This is a genomic window from Streptomyces racemochromogenes, assembly GCF_044129415.1.
GTDB classification, from domain to species: Bacteria; Actinomycetota; Actinomycetes; order Streptomycetales; family Streptomycetaceae; genus Streptomyces; species Streptomyces racemochromogenes_A.
In genome coordinates this window covers 17,194-38,338 of record NZ_JBBDHD010000058.1, presented here as the reverse complement: position 1 = coordinate 38,338, position 21,145 = coordinate 17,194, and the positions used below count along the sequence as shown (strand labels likewise).

The window sequence follows — 21,145 nt, the reverse complement described above, 5'->3', positions numbered from 1 at the left end:
CGTGCTCAGTTGTGCGCCGGAGTGAAGGTCATCCGCCGGTCCGCCGGAGAGTGGCCGCTCAGGGTGATGGTCGGGCCGTGCGTGGGCACCGAGGGGTCGGGGAAGTCCGCGGGCACCGGACGTTCGCCCTCGGGCCTGCGGTCCACCGTCGGGTAGGGCGGCGGGAACGGCGCGGTCTGCTCGATCTGCTGCTCGTAGAAGTCCAGCCAGCGGCACTGGTCGAAGGTGACGGCCCCGATGACGCGGCCCTGGTAGCCGTACACGCCGACGAAGCGGCGTTCGGCCCGCGAACCCTGGGTGATCATGATCTCCGTGCCCATCGAGGGGACCCCGACCGACTTGATGTTCACACCGAACTGGGAGGACCAGAACGCCGGGACCCACAGGTGGGGCCTGCGTTCGGCGCTCGTGCTGAGCATGTTGTGCGCGGCGGTCTCGGCCTGGGCCACGGCGTTTCCCCAGTGCTCCAGGGACAGGAACTGGTAGCCGAACAGGGCGTGCGGGGAGCGGGCGACGTCGCCGGCCACGTAGATGTCGTCGGTGACGATGCCCCGGATGTCGAAGGCCCGGCAGCCCGCGTCGCAGGCGATGCCGCGCGGACCCGCGCCGAGCCCGGAACCGGTGAGCCATTCGGTGTTGCGCTGGGCGCCGAGCGAGACGACCACCACCTCCGCCTCCAGCGTGGTGCCGTCGGACAGGTGCGCGGCGCGGACCCGCCCGGAGGAGTCGCCCTCCAGGGCCGTCACCATGATCCCGGTGCGCAGGTCGACCCCGTTCTCGCGGTGCATGTCGGCCGCCACGGCTCCGACCACCCCGCCGAGCGCGCCGACCAGCGGGGCGTCCGCGCGTTCGGCCACGGTGACGGCGAGGCCGCGCTCCCGGCAGGCGGATGCGATCTCGGAGCCCGTGAACCCGGCGCCGATCACCAGGACCCGGCCCGGGCCGGCCGCGAGGGCGCGTTCCAGGGCCGCCGCGTCACCGCGGGTGCGCAGCACGAAGACGCCGTCCAGGGCGGCCTCTTCGGGGTTCGGCCAGGGCCGGGCGCGCACCCCGGTGGCGATCAGCAGCCGGTCGTACTCGACCTCGTCGCCGTCGGCCATCCGGACCCGGCTGGCCGCCATGTCCAGGCCGGCGGCGGGTACCCCGAGGCGCCACTTCGCGTCGATGTCCCGGCGGCGCGGCAGGGCCGTCCCGTCGGCGGTCGCCATGCCCAGCAGGACCTGCTTGGACAGGGGCGGGCGGTCGTAAGGCTCGTGGGGTTCGTCGCCGATCATCGTCAGCTCACCCGCGAAGCCCTTCTCGCGCATCTTCTCGGCGGCCCGCAGGCCGGCCAGGGAGGCGCCCACGACGACGATGCGGCCCTCGCGCTTGAGCCGCTCCAGGGCTCCGTCACTGTTCACCGCTGGCCTCCGGAGCTTGGAGGGACCCGTTCATGGCGTCCAGGAGGATGGCCCGGACGGGGCAGGCGTGGGCGGCGCGCACGACGTTGTCGTGCTGGTCGTCGGGGGCCTGCGGGTTGTAGAGCAGTGACTCGTCGCCGTGCATGGCGAAGACGTCGGGTGCGAGGAACGCGCACTGCGCGTATCCCTGACAGCGGTTCAGGTCGACGACGAGCCTCATGAGGCATCAGCCTTTCCATGCCCTGATGACCCCCGAACTGCCCCCGAGGCCCCCCGCCACCCCTCCAGCATGCGCGCACGGGCCGTTCGCCGCCTGCCGGGCGCAGCGGGCGGCGAAGGCACAGGTCAGGAGGTGCGGTGCAGGCCGGCGCGGAGGATGTGGAGGCTGACGACGAGGACCCAGACCGGGAAGACGATCTCCACCCACGGCACCCCCGACCCCAGCACCAGCAGGGCCAGCCCGGTCGCGAAGCCGATCAGGGCCAGCGGACGGGGGAAGACGCGGAGCCGGCGGCCGATGGCCGAGGTCGAGAAGACGACCACGGCCGCCATGCGCATGGCGTAGGTGGACAGCACGGTGTACGCGAAGGGCCGGCCGAACCCGGAGGGCGACCCGGCCTCGCTCAGTACGGTCCCGGCCGCCGCGGCGGACACGAAGAGGGTGGCGACGAAGATGAACCCGCTGCCCAGGAACACCGTGGCGAAGAAACGATCCTCCACCGCGCCCGCGTGCTCCCGCAGCGCCCCCATGAACCACAGGAAGAAGATCCCCGCGAAGGGGACGATCTCCAGCGCGAGCCGCACGGCCCAGCGCCGGTCCGGGGGGACGGCCGCATCGGCCGGGCTCCCCGAGGGGATGGCGGTCCGCATGAGCACGATCGCCGCCGCGACCAGTACGGCGAACATCACACCGGCCGTCCCGGCGGCCCGGGGCGTGCGCAGCCGGGTGGAGGTGGGATCGTCCATGCCTTCAGCAGGCCCCGGCGGCCGTGGCCGCGCCACCCCGGGGACCCGACGGGGTGAACGGCAGCGCGGCGCCGGCGGGGGCGGTCAGGCCGGGCCGGCGGCTCAGCCCACGGGCTCCGGGACCTGTTCCTCCGCCGGGGCCTCGGCCCCGTCGTGGTTGCCGTACCAGGCCACGGCGACGGCGCCGGTGACCGCCAGCACGAACCCGACGACCGCCAGCCAGGCCAGCCCGGGACGGGAGGCGTCGCCGAGCCACAGGACGCCGATCGCGCCCGGGAGCACCGTCTCGCCCACCACCAGGGCGGCCGTGGCGCCGTTCACCGAGCCGATCTGGAGGGCCACGGTGTGCAGGTACATGCCGCCGACACCGGCGACGAGGATCGCGTACAGCGCGGGGTCGGTGAGCAGCGTGACCAGGTCGAAGGGGTCGATCCCGTCCAGGACGCGGACGCCCACGCCCAGCGCGCCGAAGGCCAGGCCCGACAGCAGGCCCGCCAGGATCGCGGCCCGCGCGCCGAGGAACCGTACGGCCACCGTGCCGCCGACGATGATCAGCAGGGTCACCGCCAGCAGCCACCAGTGCGTGGACATCGGGGCGTGGTGGCCGCCCTCGTGGCCGGCGGCCGTCGCGAGCAGCACCAGCGCGGCGCAGACGACCCCGATCGAGGTCCATTCCTTGCGGGAGAGGCGGATGCCCAGCATCTTCACGCTCAGCACGGCCGTGATCACCAGGTTGGCGCTGATCACGGTCTGGGAGAGGAAGAGGGGCAGCAGGCGCGCGGCCAGCGCGCCGAGCCCGAAGCCCACGAAGTCCAGGATCGTGCCGACGATGAACTCCCAGGTCATCGCGGCCTTGGCGGTGGAGGAGAGGTTGGGGCCGCCGTGGGCGGTCACCCCGGCGGCGGCCGGCGACGTCCGGGCGGCCCGGCGCGAGCCGACGGCTTGCAGGACGGAGCCCGTCCCGTAGCAGATGGACGCCGCGACAGCGGTCAGCAGGCCTATGAGCACAGAGGGCTCCGTTCAACGTCTGGCAGGTAAGGCGGTACCTCTGCCAGACGTCGGATCGGGCCGCGGAGTTGCCTCCGCAAGAGGGTTCGTTGACCTTTTCTTTGCCCGGAGGGGCCGGCCCCCGGGGTCGACCATCCGGCCGACCCCGGGGGCCGGCCCGTTCAGCGGGTCAGGGCCAGCGAGGTCAGCTGCGCCACGCCCCACACGAGCGGCACGCAGCCGGCGAGCAGGGCGGCGGCCCGCAGGCCCGCGGCCGTACGCAGCACCGTGCCCGGGGTGCCCAGGTCGAGCAGGGCCGCCCGGGCCGCCCCGCGGGCCTGCCGGGACTCGACCGCGGCGGTGAGCAGGGAGGCGGCCGCGCAGACCGCGACGAGCCCGGCGGCCGGTCCGGTCAGCGGCCCCAGCGGCGCCCCTCCCTGGGGGCCGCCCGGGGCCAGGGTGACGGTGAGCGCCGCCGCACCGACGGCGCACAGCACCCCGAGCGGACGGCCCAGCCGGGACGCCTCCTCCTGGAGGGTCCGTCCGGCCAGCAGCCGGACCGCGCCCGGGCGGATGGCCTGGAGCAGGGTGCCGCAGGCGTAGGCGAGGCCGGGTCCGGCGAGGGCCAGGCCGACCGCGATCAGGACGCCGGCCGCCGGCACCGCCGGGCCGTCCGGGCGGGCGTAGGCCAGCAGGGCGAGCCCGCACGCCGCGAGCGCCACTCCCCAGGGAACGCCCGTCTGGGGGGCCTGCCAGGAGTGCGGGGGCCGCGGGCGCAGGGCGAGGGCCGTCGCGGCGGAGGCGGTCAGGGGGAGCAGGGCCAGGAGGGTGAGGGCGGCCGCCGCCGGCAAGGGCCGGCCGGCGTGCAGCAGCCGGGCACCGGCCCCGTCGAAGGGCAGTCCGGCGAGGTCGCCCCGCAGGTGGAGGAAGGCGGCGAGGGCGAGGGCGCTGCCCAGGGCGCAGGCGACGGCGGTGGAGACCGCCGCGGCCAGGGCCAGGCGTACGGGTCCCAGCCCGACGGCGTCGAGCCCCTCGCGGGGGCGGGTCGCCGGGTCGGTCCGGGCCACCGCGACGGCGAACTGGACCGTGGCGGCGAGCGGGACCAGGGCCCACAGCAGCCGGGGGAACGATCCGCCTCCCCGTGCCTCGGCGTCGGCGAGGACGTACAGCAGGAGGAAGCCGCTGCCGGCGCAGGCGGCGGCGACCAGGAGTCTGCGCAGCTGGACCAGGGGGCGGGAGCCGCGGACTAGGCGGAGAGAGAGCACGCGGCCTGCTCCTCCGTGGTTCCGGGTGAGTCGGCGGCTGCGGCCGCGTCGGCCGGGCGGCCGTCGACCAGGGCCAGGCGCCGGTCCGCGGCGTCGGCGGTCTCCTCGTCGTGGGTGGCGAGGACCACCGTGATCCCGTGCGAGCGCGCGGCCGTGGTGAGCGTGCGGAGCAGCAGCGCGCGCTCGGCGCGGTGCAGCGGGGCGGTCGGCTCGTCGGCGAAGAGGACCGAGGGCGACCCGACCAGGGCGCGCGTCAGGGCCACCCGTTGGGACTCGGCGCGGTTCAGGGCGCCGGGGCGCTTGCCGGCGAAGCCGCCGATGTCGAGCCGCTCCAGCCACTCGTGGGCGGCGGCCCGGGCGGCGCGGTGCGGGGCGCCGGCGAGGAGCAGGGGCAGGGCGGCGTTCTCCCACACCTTGAGCTCGGGCAGCAGCTGCGGGTCGGGCCCGATCCAGGCGAACCGGGCGCGGAACAGACGCTCGCGGGCCGAGGGGCGCAGCGTGTGGACGGCGATGCCGTCGAAGCGGACCTCGCCCTGGTCGGGGACCAGCCGTCCGGCCAGGCAGCGCAGCAGGGTGGTCTTGCCGCTGCCGCGCGGGCCGGTCACGGCGAGGATCTCGCCCTGCCGGACCCGGGCGCAGACGCCGATCAGACCGGGGGAACCGCTGTGGGAGTAGTGAAGGGACCGCGCCCAGAGGACGTCGTCGTCTGGCGGGGCACTGTCCGGTGGAGCCACCATGGCGTACACCTCCGTCCGGGGGAACGAAGCGGAGCCGCTTTCGGTCACTGGCCCGCACTGAGATGTAAGGAGATGAACAGCTTGGATGGTGACAGCACACGGCCCGGACCACCCTGTTCTCACTCGAACAGAGGATCCGGGCCGTGTGGATGGGCCTATTTTCTGTTGTTTACAGCTTGGTCCAGGCCTCGGTGAGCACGTTGCGCAGGATGCCCTCGATCTCGTCGAAGGTGCCCTGGTCCGCGATCAGCGGCGGGGCCAGCTGGATGACCGGGTCGCCGCGGTCGTCGGCCCGGCAGTACAGGCCGTTGTCGAAGAGCGCCTTGGAGAGGAAGCCGTAGAGCACGCGCTCGGTCTCCTCGTCCGTGAAGGACTCCTTGGTGACCTTGTCCTTCACGAGCTCGATGCCGTAGAAGAAGCCGTTGCCGCGGACGTCGCCGACGATCGGGAGGTCGTGCAGCTTCTGCAGGGTGCTGAAGAAGTTGCCCTCCTGGTCCAGCACGTGCTGGTTCAGGCCTTCCTTGTCGAAGATGTCGAGGTTGGCCAGGGCCACCGCGGAGGACACGGGGTGTCCGCCGAACGTGTAGCCGTGCAGGAAGGTGTTGTCGCCCTTGTAGAACGGCTCCGCGATGCGGTCCGAGACGATGCAGGCACCGATCGGGGAGTAGCCCGAGGTCATGCCCTTGGCGCAGGTGATCATGTCCGGCACGAAGCCGAACTTGTCGCAGGCGAACATCGTGCCCAGACGGCCGAAGGCGCAGATCGTCTCGTCGGAGACGAGCAGCACGTCGTAGGTGTCGCAGATCTCGCGCACCCGCTGGAAGTACCCGGGCGGGGGCGGGAAGCAGCCGCCCGCGTTCTGGACGGGCTCCAGGAAGACGGCCGCCACGGTGTCGGGGCCCTCGAAGAGGATCTGCTGCTCGATCTGGTCGGCGCACCAGCGGCCGAAGGCCTCGGGGTCGTCGCCGTGGATCGGGGCGCGGTAGATGTTGGTGTTCGGCACCTTGTGCGCGCCGGGGACCAGCGGCTCGAAGGGGGCCTTGAGGGCCGGCAGGCCGGTGATGGACAGGGCGCCCTGCGGGGTGCCGTGGTAGGCGACCGCACGCGAGATGACCTTGTACTTGGTGTGCTTGCCCTGCAGCTTGAAGTACTGCTTGGCGAGCTTCCACGCGGTCTCGACGGCCTCGCCGCCACCGGTGGTGAAGAAGACCTTGTTCAGGTCCCCGGGGGCGTAGCCGGCGAGGCGCTCGGCCAGCTCGACGGCCTTGGGGTGCGCGTACGACCACACGGGGAAGAACGCGAGCTCCTGGGCCTGCTTGTAGGCGACCTCGGCCAGTTCCTTGCGGCCGTGACCCGCGTTGACCACGAACAGTCCGGCGAGACCGTCCAGGTAGCGCTTGCCCTTGTCGTCGAAGATGTAGGTGCCCTCACCCCGCACGATGGTGGGGACGGGCGCGTTCTCGTACGACGACATGCGGGTGAAGTGCATCCACAGGTGGTCGTACGCGGTTTTGGAGAGGTCCTGGCTCACGGGCTATCGAGTTCCCCACATGTAGGTCTGCTTCTTGAGCTTCAGGTAAACGAAGCTCTCGGTGGAGCGCACGCCGGGGAGCGTGCGGATCTTCTTGTTGATCGTTTCGAGCAGGTGGTCGTCGTCCTCGCAGACGATTTCCACCATCAGGTCGAATGACCCGGCGGTCATCACGACGTATTCGCACTCGGCCATGGCGGTCAGGGCGTCGGCCACCGGATCGAGGTCGCCCTCGACGTTGATGCCGACCATGGCCTGGCGCCGCAGACCCACGGTGAGCGGGTCGGTGACGGCGACGATCTGCATGACGCCCTGGTCGAGCAGCTTCTGCACGCGCTGGCGCACGGCTGCTTCGGAGAGGCCCACGGCCTTGCCGATCGACGCGTAGGGGCGCCGGCCGTCTTCCTGCAGTTGCTCGATGATCGCCAGGGACACAGCATCGACCGAAGGGGACGGTTGTCTGTTCCTGGAATCTGCGCTTCGACTGACCACGACGCCACTGTGCACGAGGAGTCGTCCGTTCCGCAACCCGTAATCGATGAAATCCGTTGTGGATCGTCGTTGGATGCACGGATTTCGTAGTTGGCCGGGTCCGGCTCTGTCGAAAGCGTCGCCCGAGGGGCTACCCTTGGGCCTTGTCTCAATCGTTGGACATGTGATCAGGAGAGTGGCTGTAGTGACCACCGAACTGCGTCGTCTGCGCAACTACATCGGCGGGGAGTTCAAGGACGCCGCCGACGGGCGGACCACTGAGGTGGTCAACCCGGCCACCGGCGAGGTGTACGCGACCGCGCCGCTGTCCGGGCAGGCCGATGTGGACGCCGCCATGGCCGCCGCCGCGGCCGCCTTCCCGGGCTGGCGCGACACCACCCCCTCCGAGCGGCAGAAGGCCCTCCTCAAGATCGCGGACGCCTTCGAGGCGCGCGCGGAGGAGCTCGTCGCCGCCGAGTCGGAGAACACCGGCAAGCCGCTGGCCCTGACGGCCAGCGAGGAGCTGCCCCCGATGGTGGACCAGATCCGCTTCTTCGCGGGTGCCGCGCGCCTGCTGGAGGGCCGCTCCGCCGGCGAGTACATGGACGGGATGACCTCGATCATCCGCCGTGAGCCGGTCGGCGTCTGCGCCCAGGTCGCGCCCTGGAACTACCCGATGATGATGGCCGTGTGGAAGTTCGCCCCGGCGATCGCCGCGGGCAACACCGTCGTCCTCAAGCCCTCCGACACCACCCCGGCCTCCACGGTGCTGATGGCGGAGATCATCGACTCGATCCTGCCCAAGGGCGTCTTCAACGTCGTCTGCGGCGACCGCGAGACCGGCAAGGCCATGGTCGAGCACTCCACCCCGGCGATGGCCTCCATCACCGGCTCGGTGCGCGCGGGCATGCAGGTCGCCGAGAGCGCCTCCAAGGACGTCAAGCGCGTCCACCTGGAGCTCGGCGGCAAGGCCCCCGTCGTGGTCTTCGAGGACGCCGACATCGCCAAGGCCGTCGAGGACATCGCCGTCGCCGGCTACTTCAACGCGGGCCAGGACTGTACCGCCGCCACCCGCGTGCTCGTGCAGGAGTCGGTCCACGACGAGTTCGTGGCCGCGCTCGCCAAGGCCGCCGCGGAGACCAAGACCGGCCAGCCGGACGACGAGGACGTGCTCTACGGCCCGCTGAACAACCCGAACCAGCTCAAGCAGGTCGCGGGCTTCATCGAGCGCCTCCCCGCCCACGCCAAGGTCGAGGCGGGCGGCCACCAGGTCGGCGAGAAGGGCTACTTCTACGCCCCGACCGTGGTCTCGGGCCTGAAGCAGGACGACGAGATCATCCAGAACGAGGTCTTCGGCCCCGTCATCACCGTCCAGTCCTTCGCGGACGAGGCCCAGGCCCTGGAGTACGCGAACGGCGTCGAGTACGCCCTCGCCTCCTCCGTGTGGACCAAGGACCACGGCCGTGCGATGCGCATGTCCAAGAACCTCGACTTCGGCTGCGTGTGGATCAACACCCACATCCCGCTCGTCGCCGAGATGCCGCACGGCGGCTTCAAGAAGTCCGGCTACGGCAAGGACCTCTCCGCCTACGGCTTCGAGGACTACACCCGCATCAAGCACGTGATGACCTCGCTCGACGGCTGAACCGGCCCGGCGGCCGGCTGATCGGCGTGCGGGGACCCACCGCGCACTGATCACCGCAGGTCACTGAAGGGGCGGGTGGTAGACACGTTGTCTATTGCCCGCCCCTTTCGTGTTGACCGAGGCTGAGCCCATGCCTGAACTCCCCTTCTCCCGCCGCGCGGCGCTGCGCGGCCTCGGTGCCGCAGGCCTGCTGGCCGCCCTCGCCGGCTGCGGTGTACCCGCCGCCTACGTCCCGGAGGGCCGCAGGCAGGGCCAGGACCTCTCGGAGCGGGAGCGCACCCTCGCCTTCTCCAACTGGCCGATGTACATAGACACCGATGACCAGGACGAGGAGAAGCGCCCGACGCTGGACGCCTTCTCGGAGAAGACCGGCATCGAGGTCCGGTACACCGAGGAGATCAACGACAACGACGAGTTCTTCGGCAAGGTCAGCCCGTCCCTGATGAACCACCAGGCGACCGGCCACGACCTCGTGGTGGTCAGCGACTGGATGGCCGCCCGCTTCGTCCACCTGGGCTGGGCCCAGACGATGGACCGCGCGGCGCAGGCGAACGTGGCGAAGCACCTCGACCCGCAGCTGCGATCCCCCGCCTTCGACCCGGGCCGGCTGCACACCGTCCCCTGGCAGTCCGGGATCACCGGCATCGCCTACAACCGCAAGGCGCTGGGCCGCGAGATCAAGTCCGTCCAGGACTTGTGGCACCCCGACCTCGCGGGCAAGGTGACCCTCTTCTCCGGACTCGACGAGTCCTTCGCCCTGCTGATGCAGGGCAACGGAACCGACACCACCCGCTGGACCGAGTCCGACTTCCACCGGATGTGCGACCAGGTCGAGAGCATGGTGAGGAAGAAGCACATCCGCCGCTTCACCGGCAACGACTACACCTCCGACCTCGGCAAGGGCGACGTCCTCGCCTGCCAGGCCTACTCCGGCGACGCCATCCAGCTGAAGGCCGACAACCCCGACATCGAGTTCGTCGTCCCCGAGGAGGGGGCGGAGCTGTGGGCGGAGAGCATGCTCGTCCCCAACCTCGCCCGCCACAAGGCCAACGCGGAGGCGCTGGTCGACTACTACTACGACCCGGCGGTGGCGGCGGAGCTGGCCGCGGCGGTCAACTACGTCTGCCCGGTCCCCGCCGCCCGCGAGGTCCTGGCCGGCTCCCCGGACAGGAAGACCGCCGAACTGGCCGAGAACCCCCTGATCTTCCCGGACGACGACATGCGGCGGCGCCTGGTCGTGGCCCGCGACATCTCCTCGTCGGAACGCCGCTCCTTCGCGCCGCGCTGGAACTCCATCGTCGGGCTGTGATCAAGGTCGCGCGGCAGGATTGAACATGTTCAGGAACTTGGCTGAACGTGTTCAATCCTGCATGTAGGCTCCCTTCCATGAGCGAGAGAAACGCCCTCCTGCGGCGGATCCGTGCCTGGCTTGCGCTGTTCCTGGTCTGTCTGGTCCTCAGCGGGCTCACCGCCTTCCCCCTGGTCACCGAACTCCACTGGGCCAACTCCCTGGTCTCCCACGACTGGCTGCGCCGGGTCGGGGCCGGACTGGACCGCGCCGACGCCGAGTACCCCTTCCTCCTCTACGGCACCGACTGGCTCGCCTTCGCGCACCTGGTGATCGCGGTGTTCTTCTACGGGGTCCACCGCGACCCGGTCCGCAACGTCTGGATCGTCGAAGCCGGCATGGCCGCCTGCGTCGGCATCATCCCGCTCGCCCTGATCTGCGGACCGATCCGCGGGCTCCCCTTCGGCTGGACGCTGATCGACATGTCGTTCGGCGTCTTCGGGATCATCCCCCTCCTGGTGCTGCGCCGCCTGATCAAACGGCTGGAGACCCTCCAGGAGACCGAGGGCGCAGGCTACTTGGCGAAGGCCGCGCCGATGATCCCGTAGGCCACCGCGTTCATCTCGCGGCCCTTGGCGTCCGTGGCGTTCACCGAGTAGACCAGCGTGCGCGACAGGTCACGGGTGCCGCCGATCACCGTGCTGTAGCCGTACCGGGAGCCCGTCTTGCCGTAGAGCTTCGTGCCGTCCGGGAGGACGAACTCCTTCATGCCGGCCGTCTGCACGGCGTGCTTGCCGCTGTCGGCGTCCGCCACGTCGGGGACGGTGAACATCTCCTCCAGCTGCGCCCTCGGCACCACCCGGCCGCCGAACAGGGCCACCGTGAACCGCTCCAGGTCCGCCGTCGTCGATATCAGGTCCCCCGCCGCCCAGTTGGACGAGGAGTTCCAGTCCGACACGTCGACCAGCGTGCGGCTGCCGTCCGCCTGCGCCACCGCCTGGTAGCCGTGGTTGTACGGCCCCGGCATACGGCTTTGCGTACGGGCCGGGAACGAGGTGTGGCGCAGTCCCAGCGGCCTGATGATCCGGTCCTCGACGGCCCGCTCGTACGACGCCCCCGTCAGCTTCTCGATCAGCACGCCCAGCACCGTGTAGTGGATGTTGCTGTACCGCTGCTTCTCCCCGGGCCTGAACTCCGGCCCCTTCGCCACCGCGTTGGCGATCAGCGCGTGCGGGTCGACCAGGTCGAAGCGGTGGGCGTACTCGTCCTCGAAGGCGTCCCCGGGCCCGTCGGCGGAGCGCAGACCGCTCGTGTAGTTCAGCAGCTGCCGCACCGTCACCGGCTCGAACCCGGGGAGGAGCCCGGGCAGGTAGTCCTGCACCGGCCGGTCCAGGTCCACCGCCCCCTCGGCCGCCAGCTGGAGCACCACTGCCGCCGTGAACGTCTTCGTCACCGACCCGGCCCGGAACCGGGCCTCCTCCACCGCCGGACGCCCGCTGCGGACGTCCGCGACGCCCGCAGCGCCGTGCCAGCCGCCGCTCGTCCCGCCCACCCGGACCAGTGCCGCCGTCGCGTCCTTGTTCCGCGGGCCCACCCCCGCGATCGCCTTCCGCAGCGCCTCCGCGTCCGGCGGGGCCGAGAACACCGGGGACGCGGCCCCCGCCGAGACCGGCGCCGACGGCGCGGCGGACGGGACGGCCTGGGCGGCGGCCACCGGACCGGCGGTGAGGCCCAGGACCAGAGCGGCGGCGACCAGCGTGCGCGTACGTGCCTTCATGACGGTTCCCCATGTGTGCGACCCGAGCGGCCCGCTGCCCCCCGATGACCTCAATGCTGCAGGTCAGAAGGGTCATCGCACATCACCATCAAGAGGGGTCTTCAGCGGTACGACAACTCGCCGGCACGGGGGAGACGACTCGCCGCCCCCTCACTCCCCAGAGGGAGATACCCCAGCGGGACCCGCCGAGCCCGCCGCGATCAGACCCGTCTCGTACGCGCAGATCACCGCCTGGATCCGGTCCCTCAGCCCCAGCTTCGCCAGCACGTTCCCCACGTGCGACTTCACCGTGTGCTCACTCACCCCCAGCGCCGCCGCGATCTCCGCGTTCGACAGCCCCCGCCCCAGGTGCAGCAGCGTCTCCCGCTCCCGCGCCGTCAGCACCTCCAGCCGCTCCGCCGCCGAGACCGGCAGGGCCGGGGGCCGGGCCGTCGCCGCCGTGTACTCCTCGATCAGCCGCCGCGCCACCGACGGCGCGAGCAGCGACTCGCCCGCCGCCGCCACCCGCACCGCGTGCACCAGGTCGTCCCGCCGCACGTCCTTCAGGAGGAACCCGCTCGCCCCCGCGTGCAGCGCCTCGTACACGTACTCGTCCGAGTCGAAGGTCGTCAGCATCACCGTCCGGCACGCGCCCCGCGCCGAGATCGCCCGGCAGGCCTCGATCCCGTCCAGCACCGGCATCCGGACGTCCAGCAACGCCACGTCCGGGGCCAGCCGCTCCACGGCGGCCACCGCCGCCGCCCCGTCACCGACCTCCGCGACCACCTCGATGTCCTCCTGGACGTCCAGGATCATCGCGAACCCGCTGCGCACCAGCTCCTGGTCGTCGGCCACCACCACGCGGATCGTCAACTCCCCACCTCCAGCGGCGAGGTTACAAGCACCGTGAACCCGCGCCCGTCCGGCCCCGGCCCGGTCCACGCCGTCCCGCCGTGCGCCGCCGCCCGCTCCCGGATCCCGATCAGCCCGTGCCCGCCCGCGGCGCCCCCGGCCGCACCCCGGCCGTCGTCCGTGACGCGGACGGCGAGCTCCCGCGGCCCGTACTCCAGCAGGACGTCCACCGCCGAGGCCCCCGCGTGCTTCACCACGTTGGTCAACGCCTCCTGCACCACCCGGTGCACCGTCGCCTCCAACGCCGCCGGCAGCTCGCGCACCGCGCCCGTCCGCGCGTACGACACCGCCAGCCCGCTCGCCCGCACCCGCTCCACCAGCGCCCCCAGCTCCCCGATGCCCGGCTGCGGGGCACGCGGAGCCGCCTCCTGCGTCCGCAGCACGCCCAGCATCGTCCGCAGCTGCGCCATCGCGTCCCGCCCCGTCTCGGCGATCGCCTCGAACGCCGCCTCCGCCCGCTCCGGCGCCCGGCGCACCGCCACCGGGCCCGCCTCCGCCTGCACCACCATGATGCTGACGGCGTGCGAGAGGATGTCGTGCATCTCCCGCGCGATGCGCGCCCGTTCGCGCGCCGCCGCCTGCTCCGCCTCGATCCGGTTGGCCCGCTCCAGCTGCGCCGCCCGGTCCTCCACCGCCGCCGTGTACGCCAGCCGCGTGGCCTGCAGCCGTCCGAGCGCGAACGCCGCCCCGAACACGAACAGCGCGAACAGCAGCTCCCGCGCCGTGCCGGTGTTCAGCCCGACCGACACCGCGATGACCACGACCAGGGCCGCCCCGACGGCCAGCCGCACCCGCGGGGGCCGCAGCAGGGCGATCGAGTAGACGCAGACCAGCCCCGCGTACGGCAGCGGCTGCCCGGGACCGTCCAGCGCCAGCCGGTAGACCGAACCGGCCGCGATCACCCCCAGCAGCGCCGCCACGGGAGCCCGGCGCCGCCACAGCAGCGGCACGTTCCCCAGCGTCGTCAGCAGGTACGCCGTCCAGGTCGCCGGTGAGTCCGCCGGGTCGCGGGGCACCACGAAGGGGATGGTCGCCGCCACTTGGACCAGCAGCGTCAGCCCCGCGTCCCGCCAGCGCGGATCCGCCCGCAGGGCCCGTTCGCGCAGGCGTTCGCCGAGCCCGGCCCTCACCGCCCGAGCTCGGCCCGTACGGCGGCCAGCGCGTCCAGCCTGTTGGTGGTCACGGAGTCCACCCCGGCCCGCAGGAGGGTCCGCATCGACCGCTTGGTGTCCGCCGTCCAGGCCGACACCAGCAGCCCGTCCCGGTGCAGGGCGTCGGTGAGCTCCCTGCTGACCAGCCCGAAGCGGTAGTTGAGCCAGCGCGGGGACACCGCGTCGATCAGCACCCGGCGCGGCGGCGACAGGGTGGTCCAGGTCAGCGCGATCTCCGCGCCCGGGTCGGCGGCGCGCACCGCCAGCATGGTGTTCGGGCCGGCGCAGTAGTACGCGCGGTCGCGGGCGCCGCACTCGCGCACCAGGTCGACCACGGTCCGCACGGCCTCGAAGGAGGCCCCGGGCAGGTCGAGCATCAGCCGGCCGGCCCCGGCCTCCGTCAACGCCTCGCGCAGCGTGGGGACCCCGCCCCCGGTGAGCTCCTTCAACTGTGGTGCCGTCACGGCGTCGAGCCGTACGTCGTGGCCCCACAGCCGCTCCAGCGTCTCGTCGTGCAGCAGGACCGGCACGCCGTCGCGGGTCAGCCGCACGTCGACCTCCACCGCGTCGGCCCCGCGCGCGAACGCGGAGCCGATCGAGGGGAGGGTGTTCTCACGGACTCGGTAGGGATCGCCGCGGTGGCCGACGGCAGTCAGGGTGCTCATGCCCCCATTCTCGGGGGCCGGAGCGATCAAGGGGAGTCAGCGGGCGAGCCATTCGGCGGTGTAGGCGTCGATCTCCTCGGTCAGCCGGGCCTTGCCCGCCGGGTCCAGGAAGGAGGCCTCGACGGCGTTCTTCGCCAGCTGGGCGAGGCCGCGCTCGTCGAGGTCGAGGAGCCGGGCGGCGACCGCGTACTCGTTGTTGAGGTCGGTGCCGAACATCGGCGGGTCGTCGCTGTTGATGGTGACGAGCACGCCCGCCCGCACCATCTCCTTGACGGGGTGCTCGTCGAGGTCGGTCACCGCGCGGGTGGCGATGTTGGAGGTCGGGCAGACCTCCAGCGCGATGCGGTGCTCGGCGAGGTAGGCCAGCAGCTCCGGGTCCCGGACGGAGCTGGTGCCGTGGCCGATGCGCTCGGCGCCCAGTTCGCGGATGGCGTCCCAGACGGTCTCCGGGCCCGTGGTCTCGCCGGCGTGCGGCACGCTGCGCAGGCCCGCGGCCCGCGCCCGGTCGAAGTACGGCTTGAACTGCGGACGCGGCACACCGATCTCCGGGCCGCCCAGACCGAAGGAGACCAGGCCCTCCGGGCGCAGGTCGACGGCGAGGCGGGCGGTCTCCGCGGCGGCCTCCAGGCCGGCCTCGCCGGGGATGTCGAAGCACCAGCGCAGGATGACGCCGAGCTCGGACTCGGCGGCCTTGCGGGCGTCCTCGATGGCCTCCATGAAGGCGCGCTCGTCGATGCCGCGCCGCGTGGAGGAGTAGGGGGTGATGGTCAGTTCGGCATAGCGGATGTTCTGCCGGGCCATGTCGCGGGCGACCTCGAAGGTCAGCGTGCGCACGTCGTCGGGGGTGCGGACCAGGTCCACGACCGACAGGTAGACCTCGATGAAGTGGGCGAAGTCGGTGAAGGTGAAGTAGTCGGCCAGTGCCTCGGGGTCGGTGGGGACCTTCGAGTCGGGGTGGCGGGCGGCGAGTTCCGCGACGATGCGCGGAGACGCCGAGCCGACGTGGTGGACGTGCAGTTCGGCCTTCGGCAGCCCCGCGATGAAGGGGTGCAGGTCGGACAAGGGAGCCTCCGGTGGGACGCTGGTGCGGGCAGGGCTGCCTCATCGTAGGCAGGCCCGGCCCTGTCGGCGGCAGCGCTTAGCATGGCTGTACGAGAGGGGGGTGCCGTATGACCGACCAGAGCCCTGAGCCGAGGGACCCGTGGGCGCCGCCCGAGAGGCGGGCGGCCGAACCGGGTGGTGACCCGCGGCCGGCGCCCGGGACCCCGGGCGGGCCGCCGTCCGTGCACGACCAGCAGACGGTGGTCGGGCTCCCCGGAGCCGACGGGACGCCGCCGGTGTCCGTACCCGCACCGCCTCCGGCCTCCGCGCCGCCGCCGGGAGCCGCCTACGGATACCCGGCCCAGGGCGGGTACGGGCAGCCCGGCCCGGCCGCGGCCCAGGCCGGGTACGGCTACCCGGGATACCAGCCCCCCGGCGGATACCAGGCCCCTCCGGGCTACCCGGGCGCGCCCGGGTACCCGGCCCCTCCCGGCTACCCGGGCTACACCGGGTACCAGCCGTACGGACCCGGCCCGAGCAACGCCTTCGGCGTCACCGCGCTGATCCTCGGCATCCTCGCGGTCGTCGGGTGCGTCACGAGCTTCTTCGCCATCGCCCTGGGCATAGCCGCGGTGGTCTTCGGGGTGCTCGGCCGGGGCAAGGCGAACCGCGGCGAGGCCACCAACGGCGGCGTCGCGCTCGCCGGCATCATCCTGGGCGCGATCGGCATCGTGCTGGGCCTCCTGCTGGTGGCGGTCATGTTCGCCGGGTTCATGGCGGACACCTTCGACGAGATACCGGACGGCGGCTCGCACTCGAACACCCAGGTCCGCGAACGGGTCTGACCCCCGCTGCACCCGGCGGGACCGGCGGAACCCGCCACGGCGGGCACGGAAGGAAGAAGGGCCGGTACCGGGCAGCAGCTGCCCGGTACCGGCCCTTCACCGCTCGCGCGCGGGGCCTACGCGGCCCACGGCCAGTCGGCGTCCCGGCCGCCCTCGATCAGGGAGACCATCCGGAAGGCCGCGTCGGTGAGCCCGCCGAAGGTGTGCCGGTTCGCCCCGCCGGAGGGCGCGTGGCCCACCCGGTAGCCGGCCAGGTTCCAGGTGTAGACGGGGACCCGCTCGGGCACCAGGGCCGTCGGGTCGCCGCCGTACGCGTGGTCGGCCTGCTCGTCGGTGACGATCAGGACCCGGTCGTGGCGCTTGTAGTGCCGGCGCACGGCCTCCGCGGTGTTCGTGCCGCCGAGGCTCTCGAACCGCTCCAGCACCTTGAGCACCGACTCGCCCCGCCGGTACGCGACCTCCTTGCTCCCGGTGCCGAACTGCACCAGGTCCGCCCGCTCGGCCCGCAGGGCCAGCGCCGCGCCGAAGACGGCGGCCGCGTCGGCCCGGTTGAGCCGGGAGCGGGCCGACAGCGGGGACCACATCGAACCGGAGCGGTCGACCAGGATCAGCGTCCGCCCGGGCAGCTCCGGCACGTTGGCCAGGGCGTGCCCCAGCGCCTTCTCCAGCGGGTACGACCAGCGCAGCGAGGGCGCGTGCTGGTAGGCGGCCAGGTAGCGGAAGGGGAACTGCCGCGACCGGGCGACCGACTCGGCATCGCTGATCTTCGCCGCGACCTGCTCCGCCACCGCGTCCGAGACCCCCGCCTGGTCGAAGTTGCGCAGGTTCCGCAGCAGGGCCATGGCGCCCATGGACGGGATGACCGCCTCCCAGACGGCCGCGTCCATCGGCCCCTGGAGCCAGCCGGCCAGCGCCTCCCAGGTCATGCCGGCCTCCGCCAGCCGCTCCGCGCCGTCCTTGCCCGTCACCACGGCCCGGCGCCCCTCGACGGGGACTCCCATCAGCTCCCGGTGGGCGGCCAGGGTACGGTCGCCCGCCGGCACCTCGGCGGTCTCCGGGTGGTGGCGCCGGTCGAGGGCGTAGCGGAACAGCTCTCCCTGCCAGGGCTTGGCCGGGTCGGGCGAGGGGTGGACCAGGTTGAGGACGTCGCCGAAGCGGTATCCCCTGGAGGCGGTGTCGTACTTGAGCAGCGAGGCACCGGAGTAGAGCCGGCGCACGGCGTCGGCGACGCCGCGCTTCACGGGCTTGGGCACGTTCCGCCCGTACGCCGCCGTCCAGTAGGCCAGCAACTCGCCCGGTTCGTCGGCACGCAGCAGTACGGAGTCCACCACCTGCCGGTTGGAGGGCCCGTCCACGGCTCCGGCGTCGAGGCGCGCCCTGACGTACTCGGCGGCGCCGACGAGGGAGGCCGTGCGCATGCCGCCGTCGCGGCGCAGCCAGCGCAGCAGGCCGGCGGTCCACTCGGGGTCCTCGACGGCGAGCCGGCGCACCAGTGCGGCGAAGCGGTCGTCGCGGTCGCCGCCGGACTCGTAGGCGGTGTCCTGCGTGACGAAGTTGGCGACGGCCAGCAGGAACAGCTCGGAGCGGGCGTCGCGTACGAAGCCGGGGCTGCCGTGGTGGTTGGCGGCGCGCCGGCCCGTGGAGCGTACGGGCGAGACGGGCGCGGTCGCGGCCTTGGACGCGCGCTGGTTGAAGCGGGCCATGGTGAATTCCCCCGAATCCAGAACGAAGAGCGGGGGAGGCGTGCCGGGTGGGGAATGCCCGAGATCGGAGTCGGAGACGGTACACATGCCCGGCGAGCTGCCAAGCTGCTCCAACGGCCGTCGCCCTCGCGGGTGTCGGGCCGGGTGGGATTCGAACCCACGACCTCCGGGTCCCGGAAGTAACCGTCGCCTGCGCACCGGGCATACCCCACGCGGGCCTCCCGAGATCGGATGGGGCGGCGGCGTGGTTTCTGCGAGAAGTAGCCGCTGCCGGGCGCACCGGGAGGTGCGTGACGAGCAGGTGTCCAGAGAACAAGGCCGGCGAAACCACATGGTGCTCTGCCAACTGAGCTACACCGGCACGCGTACCGGTGGCGGGACTCGAACCCGCGACCTCCCGATGAGTAGTCGAAGGAGGTCTCGCCTTCGCACCTGGACACCGATCACGTTAGGGGCCGCCCCGGACGGCCCGCCACGTATTTACGGAGCCCTCAGGCCGCTTCCCCGCGCAGCCGGTCCCGCGCCTCCATCAGCGCGAAGCCCAGCAGGTTCAGGCCGCGCCAGCGCGCCGGGTCCAGGACGCGGTCGTCGTCGGGCGCCAGGCCGACGCCCCAGATCCGGTCCACCGGGCTCGCCTCCACCAGCACCCGCGACCCCGTACCCAGCAGGTACGCGCGCAGTGCCGGGTCGGAGCCGAACTTGTGCACGCTGCCCTCCACGACCAGCGCGAACCGCTCCCGCTGCCACACCGCCTCGTCGAAGCCGCGCACCAGCCGCCCGGCCTTCTTCGCCTCGGCCGCAGTCCGCGCCTCCAGGGCGGCCCGCTCCGCCTCCGGGTCCGCGAACAGGCGCGCCTTCCCGGCCATCATCCAGTGCTCGGCCGTCTCGTAGCGGACGTCACCCACAGTGAAGGGAGACGGCCACCACTGGCTCAGGCAGCTGGGCCCCAGGCTTCCGTCCGGGCGCGGCCGGTGTCCCCAGAAGGGCAGGAACTTCACCCGCTCACCACGGCTGACCTGGCCCATCAGGGCGTCGATCTTCTCCATGCACGCGAGTCTGCCAGCCACCACTGACACTTCGTACGGGATTTGCGGCGTGCCTCGACACATGGTCGACCGATTCCGTCGCGTAATCAAAAGGCAACAACGGAATCACTTGGCGGAGGGAGAGCCCTCTGTCAGGATCGGCACTCAATTCGAGCTGTAGCTACGGAGAGCGTGAGAGCGTGATGGGTAACCGCTTCCAGGTCAAGGACCGCTTCGCAGACGGCGCGCAGTACATCGACGGCCGGCTCCGGCCGGGTACCTCAGGACGGTCGCACACCGTCGTCGACCCCGCCACCGGCCAGGACGTGCTCACCTACGAGCTCGCCGGCCCGGCCGACGTGGACGAGGCCGTCGCCGCCGCCAAGCGGGCGTTCCCGGCCTGGTCGGCCGCCACCCCGGGCGAGCGCTCGGACGCCCTGCACCGGCTGGCCGCCGTCCTGGCCGAGCAGGCGGAGGACTTCGCGTACGCCGAGTCCCTCCAGTGCGGCAAGCCGCTCAAGCTGACCACGGGGTTCGACGTCCCGGGGACCATCGACAACACGGCCTTCTTCGCGGGAGCGGCCCGCCACCTCCAGGGCCAGGCGGCCGGCGAGTACTCCGGCGACCACACCTCCTGCGTACGCCGCGAGGCCATCGGGGTCGTCGGATCCATCGCCCCCTGGAACTACCCCCTCCAGATGGCCGCCTGGAAGATCCTGCCGGCCGTCGCCGCGGGCAACACCATCGTCCTCAAGCCCGCCGAACTCACCCCGCTGACCTCCCTGATGTTCGCGCAGGCGGCCGCGGAGGCCGGGATCCCCGACGGGGTGATCAACATCGTCACCGGCGCCGGCCGTGACGCGGGCGAGCACCTGGTCGGCCACCCCGACGTGGCCATGACCTCCTTCACCGGCTCCACCCCCGTCGGCAGGCGGGTCGCCGAGATCGCCACCGCCACCGTCAAGCGCCTCCACCTGGAACTCGGCGGCAAGGCCCCCTTCGTCGTCTTCGACGACGCCGACGTGGAGGCCGCCGCCCACGGCGCCGTCGCCGCCTCCCTGATCAACACCGGCCAGGACTGCACCGCCGCCACCCGCGCCTACGTCCAGCGCCCCCTGTTCGAGGCCTTCACCGCCCGCGTCGCCGAGCTGATGGAGACCGTCCGCCTCGGTGACCCCTTCGCGCCCACCACCGATCTCGGACCGCTGGTCTCGCACGTCCAGCGGGACCGGGTCGCCGCCTTCGTCGAACGCGCCCGCGCCTACGCCACCGTCGTCACCGGCGGCGAGACCCCCGGGGGCGACCTCGCCGAGGGCGCCTACTACCGGCCCACCCTGATCACCGGCGCCCCCCAGGACAGCGAGGTCGTCCAGTCCGAGATCTTCGGCCCGGTCCTCGTCGCCCTGCCCTTCGACACCGACGACGAGGGCCTGGCCCTGGCCAACGACACCCCGTACGGCCTCGCCGCCTCCGCCTGGACCCGGGACCTCTACCGGGCGAACCGGGCCACCCGCGAGCTCAAGGCGGGATGCGTCTGGGTCAACGACCACATCCCGATCATCAGCGAGATGCCGCACGGGGGCTACAAGGCGAGCGGTTTCGGAAAGGACATGAGCTCGTACTCTTTCGAGGAATACACGCAGGTCAAGCATGTGATGTACGACAACACCGCGGTGGCCGCCAAGGACTGGCACCGCACGATCTTCGGGGACCGATAAATATCGATGCGCGGCTACCGCCGCGTGGCCGCCGCCGCC

The 21,145-nt window shown here is 72.3% G+C and carries 20 protein-coding genes and 1 tRNA gene; 5 read left to right on the top strand and 16 right to left on the bottom strand.

Annotated elements, in window-relative coordinates:
* Positions 1-5: 5 nt before the first annotated feature.
* The 8 genes from WDV06_RS21605 to WDV06_RS21570 form a co-directional block, all read right to left on the bottom strand.
* Positions 6-1,400, bottom strand: coding sequence for an NAD(P)/FAD-dependent oxidoreductase (locus WDV06_RS21605; RefSeq protein ID WP_395511407.1), 1,395 nt, complete (start codon positions 1,398-1,400; stop codon positions 6-8).
* Entirely contained in the window at positions 1,390-1,620 is a 231-nt protein-coding gene (locus WDV06_RS21600; RefSeq protein ID WP_045945968.1) for a ferredoxin, read from the bottom strand. Before WDV06_RS21600 ends, WDV06_RS21605 begins: the two co-directional genes overlap by 11 nt.
* 125 nt (positions 1,621-1,745) lie before the next feature.
* Positions 1,746-2,366: a hypothetical protein gene (locus WDV06_RS21595; RefSeq protein WP_395511406.1), complete on the bottom strand. Its 621-nt coding sequence runs from the start codon at positions 2,364-2,366 to the stop codon at positions 1,746-1,748.
* A gap of 102 nt (positions 2,367-2,468) precedes the next feature.
* Positions 2,469-3,374, bottom strand: coding sequence for a DMT family protein (locus WDV06_RS21590; protein ID WP_395511405.1), 906 nt, complete (start codon positions 3,372-3,374; stop codon positions 2,469-2,471).
* Positions 3,375-3,535: 161 nt separating this feature from the next.
* Positions 3,536-4,618 (bottom strand): hypothetical protein, encoded by a 1,083-nt coding sequence (locus WDV06_RS21585; protein WP_395511404.1) that lies wholly within the window; start codon positions 4,616-4,618, stop codon positions 3,536-3,538.
* A complete protein-coding gene (locus WDV06_RS21580) occupies positions 4,600-5,355 on the bottom strand; it encodes an ABC transporter ATP-binding protein (RefSeq protein WP_395511403.1) in 756 nt (251 codons plus the stop codon). The genes WDV06_RS21585 and WDV06_RS21580 overlap by 19 nt, the downstream gene beginning before the upstream one ends.
* Before the next feature lie 169 nt (positions 5,356-5,524).
* Positions 5,525-6,886, bottom strand: a complete 1,362-nt coding sequence (locus WDV06_RS21575; RefSeq protein ID WP_395511402.1) for an aspartate aminotransferase family protein — start codon at positions 6,884-6,886, stop codon at positions 5,525-5,527.
* A gap of 3 nt (positions 6,887-6,889) precedes the next feature.
* The gene (locus WDV06_RS21570; RefSeq protein WP_042814156.1) at positions 6,890-7,393 is read right to left on the bottom strand and encodes an Lrp/AsnC family transcriptional regulator; all 504 of its coding nucleotides are present in this window, start codon (positions 7,391-7,393) and stop codon (positions 6,890-6,892) included.
* Positions 7,394-7,562: 169 nt separating this feature from the next.
* Here WDV06_RS21570 and WDV06_RS21565 point away from each other — a divergent pair, with 169 nt between their 5' ends.
* From WDV06_RS21565 to WDV06_RS21555, 3 genes are all read left to right on the top strand, one after another.
* Entirely contained in the window at positions 7,563-9,002 is a 1,440-nt protein-coding gene (locus tag WDV06_RS21565) for a gamma-aminobutyraldehyde dehydrogenase (protein WP_395511401.1), read from the top strand.
* Between the two features lie 130 nt (positions 9,003-9,132).
* A complete protein-coding gene (locus WDV06_RS21560) occupies positions 9,133-10,311 on the top strand; it encodes a polyamine ABC transporter substrate-binding protein (RefSeq protein ID WP_395511400.1) in 1,179 nt (392 codons plus the stop codon).
* A gap of 77 nt (positions 10,312-10,388) precedes the next feature.
* Positions 10,389-10,898, top strand: coding sequence for a hypothetical protein (locus WDV06_RS21555; protein WP_395511399.1), 510 nt, complete (start codon positions 10,389-10,391; stop codon positions 10,896-10,898).
* Here WDV06_RS21555 and WDV06_RS21550 read toward each other — a convergent pair.
* The 5 genes from WDV06_RS21550 to WDV06_RS21530 all read right to left on the bottom strand — a co-directional run bounded on the left by WDV06_RS21550 (position 10,865) and on the right by WDV06_RS21530 (position 15,836).
* Entirely contained in the window at positions 10,865-12,067 is a 1,203-nt protein-coding gene (locus WDV06_RS21550; RefSeq protein ID WP_395511398.1) for a serine hydrolase domain-containing protein, read from the bottom strand. The genes WDV06_RS21555 and WDV06_RS21550 overlap by 34 nt on opposite strands.
* A 150-nt stretch (positions 12,068-12,217) precedes the next feature.
* A complete protein-coding gene (locus WDV06_RS21545) occupies positions 12,218-12,919 on the bottom strand; it encodes a response regulator (RefSeq protein WP_395511397.1) in 702 nt (233 codons plus the stop codon).
* Positions 12,916-14,088 carry a sensor histidine kinase gene (locus tag WDV06_RS21540; protein WP_395511396.1) on the bottom strand — a complete coding sequence of 391 codons (1,173 nt, stop codon included), beginning with the start codon at positions 14,086-14,088 and terminating at the stop codon, positions 12,916-12,918. Before WDV06_RS21540 ends, WDV06_RS21545 begins: the two co-directional genes overlap by 4 nt.
* Positions 14,085-14,774 carry a glycerophosphodiester phosphodiesterase gene (locus WDV06_RS21535; protein WP_395511395.1) on the bottom strand — a complete coding sequence of 230 codons (690 nt, stop codon included), beginning with the start codon at positions 14,772-14,774 and terminating at the stop codon, positions 14,085-14,087. Before WDV06_RS21535 ends, WDV06_RS21540 begins: the two co-directional genes overlap by 4 nt.
* 36 nt (positions 14,775-14,810) lie before the next feature.
* Positions 14,811-15,836, bottom strand: coding sequence for an adenosine deaminase (locus WDV06_RS21530; protein ID WP_395511394.1), 1,026 nt, complete (start codon positions 15,834-15,836; stop codon positions 14,811-14,813).
* A gap of 221 nt (positions 15,837-16,057) precedes the next feature.
* Here WDV06_RS21530 and WDV06_RS21525 point away from each other — a divergent pair, with 221 nt between their 5' ends.
* Positions 16,058-16,660, top strand: coding sequence for a DUF4190 domain-containing protein (locus WDV06_RS21525; protein ID WP_395511393.1), 603 nt, complete (start codon positions 16,058-16,060; stop codon positions 16,658-16,660).
* A 116-nt stretch (positions 16,661-16,776) separates the two neighbouring features.
* On the opposite strand, the gene WDV06_RS21520 is transcribed toward WDV06_RS21525, so the two are convergent.
* From WDV06_RS21520 to WDV06_RS21510, 3 genes are all read right to left on the bottom strand, one after another.
* On the bottom strand, positions 16,777-18,363 hold the full coding sequence (locus tag WDV06_RS21520) for a TROVE domain-containing protein (protein ID WP_395511392.1): 1,587 nt from the start codon (positions 18,361-18,363) through the stop codon (positions 16,777-16,779).
* A 366-nt stretch (positions 18,364-18,729) separates the two neighbouring features.
* Positions 18,730-18,807, bottom strand: a tRNA-Ser gene (locus WDV06_RS21515).
* A 47-nt stretch (positions 18,808-18,854) separates the two neighbouring features.
* Entirely contained in the window at positions 18,855-19,409 is a 555-nt protein-coding gene (locus WDV06_RS21510) for an NADAR family protein (RefSeq protein ID WP_395511391.1), read from the bottom strand.
* 182 nt (positions 19,410-19,591) lie between these two features.
* Between WDV06_RS21510 and WDV06_RS21505 the strand changes: the two genes are divergently transcribed.
* Positions 19,592-21,106 (top strand): gamma-aminobutyraldehyde dehydrogenase, encoded by a 1,515-nt coding sequence (locus WDV06_RS21505; RefSeq protein ID WP_395511413.1) that lies wholly within the window; start codon positions 19,592-19,594, stop codon positions 21,104-21,106.
* Positions 21,107-21,145 lie beyond the last annotated feature (39 nt).

Coding starts and splice junctions, on each gene's coding strand:
- WDV06_RS21600 (WP_045945968.1), bottom strand. CDS start 1,620: ATGAGGCTCGTCGTCGACCTGAACCGCTGTCAGGGATACGCGCAGTGC.
- WDV06_RS21595 (WP_395511406.1), bottom strand. CDS start 2,366: ATGGACGATCCCACCTCCACCCGGCTGCGCACGCCCCGGGCCGCCGGG.
- WDV06_RS21580 (WP_395511403.1), bottom strand. CDS start 5,355: ATGGTGGCTCCACCGGACAGTGCCCCGCCAGACGACGACGTCCTCTGG.
- WDV06_RS21560 (WP_395511400.1), top strand. CDS start 9,133: ATGCCTGAACTCCCCTTCTCCCGCCGCGCGGCGCTGCGCGGCCTCGGT.
- WDV06_RS21555 (WP_395511399.1), top strand. CDS start 10,389: ATGAGCGAGAGAAACGCCCTCCTGCGGCGGATCCGTGCCTGGCTTGCG.
- WDV06_RS21550 (WP_395511398.1), bottom strand. CDS start 12,067: ATGAAGGCACGTACGCGCACGCTGGTCGCCGCCGCTCTGGTCCTGGGC.
- WDV06_RS21535 (WP_395511395.1), bottom strand. CDS start 14,774: ATGAGCACCCTGACTGCCGTCGGCCACCGCGGCGATCCCTACCGAGTC.
- WDV06_RS21520 (WP_395511392.1), bottom strand. CDS start 18,363: ATGGCCCGCTTCAACCAGCGCGCGTCCAAGGCCGCGACCGCGCCCGTC.
- WDV06_RS21510 (WP_395511391.1), bottom strand. CDS start 19,409: ATGGAGAAGATCGACGCCCTGATGGGCCAGGTCAGCCGTGGTGAGCGG.
- WDV06_RS21505 (WP_395511413.1), top strand. CDS start 19,592: ATGGGTAACCGCTTCCAGGTCAAGGACCGCTTCGCAGACGGCGCGCAG.